The sequence below is a fragment of the Okeania sp. genome (assembly GCF_983059655.1).
The window spans coordinates 1-2010 of the sequence record NZ_CEZPJD010001121.1 but is presented as its reverse complement, the minus strand read 5'-3'; the positions used below and the strand labels follow the sequence as shown (position 1 = coordinate 2010).

Below are 2010 nucleotides of genomic sequence, written 5' to 3'. Positions count from 1 at the left end.
TTGAGAGATATGGTAAATTTTAGGGAACAGGGAACAGGGAATAGGGAATAGGGAACAGAGAATGAGAAACACCGAAGCAATAAAACTATCACAAATGATTTAGGATTACTATAGCGCTAAGTTTAATGCCCCACCGTCTACACGGCGCTTAAAGTTGTTTAGGGTTAGAATCCCCACCCCATACAATTTTCCCTTCTGCCTTATGCCTTATGCCTTATTCAAAATTACTTTAGCTGAAATTCGTCAAATTTTACAACACCAGAATTAGGTTTTCTAGTATCAAAATAGTAACTACTAACTGTTCCTGTTTCCGTTTCAAAAATACTAAAAACTGTAATATCATTACTAGCAATATAGGGTTGAGGTTTTCCCTTTTCATCTAGCAAAGGTGCAATGGTTGGTATGATCGGTTCTAAACCATTAGGATTACCAACTTCAGCATATTTTTCCTGATAATCTAAAGGTACATTTCGCTTTTTATCTCCTACATAAGCTCCATAACTATTACCTACATTTGATGTTTCTAGAAAGTGCATTCCACTCGGACTAATAAAACGATTCCAAAGATGAGAATGCCCATAAAATACTAACTGTACGCCAGCAGTTTCTAACAAAGGTAAAACATCTCGAATAATATAGTCATTTTGTTGGGGATATTCATAACGAATCATGGTAGTATTACCATTTTTATCTCTGTCAATAAATTGTATGGGATTAGTATAAGCAGGAACGATATTTTCACCAAGAGAATGAGGCGGATGGTGAAACATTACGACTTTATATTTAGCTTGTTTAAATTCCTGACTTGCCAATTCTTTTTCTAACCAATTATATTGCTCGCTACCTCGATCGATAGGTTCAAAAATATGCTGGCCATAACCCCATTCAGCCGGATTATCAAAATCTTTTTTTCGTTCCCGATATTTACCTCTCGCATTATCTCTTAAGTGAGGAACTCTCCAGATATTCGTAATATATAAAACTACTAAACGTACATCGCCAAAAGTTACAGCATAGTAATTTTTTTCCTCTGAACCATTTTGAGGTAGGGTAAAAATTTCTTGGTAAGTGTCAGTATTAAAAGAATTATTTTTTAACCAAGCTATATCAGGAGCGATATTTGTGGAATTTTTCCTATATAAAGCTGAGGCAGCATCTCGTGGATAGGGTTGACTAAATTGGTAATTCAAAGAAGTTTTCATAGAAAATATACCCATAACTTCGTGGTTGCCAATTGCTGGAAAAAGAGGCATATTTTGGATTAACTCCCCACCTTTATAAATAGTTTTTTTGCCATTTTTTTCTAGTTCATAATTAGCTCTACCTTGGAGATTAGGAAAAAAAGCATTACCTCGATTATCGTCAAACCATTCTGAAGCACGATCGGGAATATTAACTAAATCTCCAGCAAAAAAAATAGCGTCTAATTTATCAAAGGTTTCTGTTACCTTTTGTAGATTTGCAGAAGTCATTGGTTTTAATTGATGGTCGGAAGTTAGGAGGATTTTTATAGGTCTACCAGAGGTTGGTTTAGCAGCCAAAGTAAAAATTTTACTCCTCATATTTTCCCCATTTTTTGTTTCGCTAATAATTCGATATGGCACAGAAATATTAGGTTTTAAACCAATAACTTTGGCTTCGTGTCGCCAGATATCTCGCATAATAGGTTGTTGATAAATTAAACCTTTTTCTGTTTGTTTTCCTACGCGAGAATCTTGGTCTTCTCTAGTACGACTTAGTTTAGTAGTATTTGCCTCAACAACTCGATCAAGATTTTCACCATAAACTACAAAATGACCTTTGCCAGGAAATTCAGTAAACCAAACAACTTGTACAGAATTTTCTGTCGGAGCTTGGAGAAATGGATCTGTTAAAAATTGAGCTGGAGATTCGAGAGAATACATAATTATAAATATGAAAATAACAATAATAATTAAAATACCAAAAATCCATGGATTACGATAAGAATCTCTGGGATTTTCAAATATTTCTGGAGGAGGATAGAACATA

General features: G+C 34.4%; 1 protein-coding gene. It reads right to left on the bottom strand.

All coding sequences use genetic code 11. The features are described from left to right. Nucleotides 1-224: 224 nt before the first annotated feature. Nucleotides 225-2009 (bottom strand): metallophosphoesterase family protein, encoded by a 1785-nt coding sequence (locus tag AC3DU7_RS32370; RefSeq protein ID WP_488043323.1) that lies wholly within the window; start codon nt 2007-2009, stop codon nt 225-227. Nucleotide 2010: the final 1 nt, after the last annotated feature.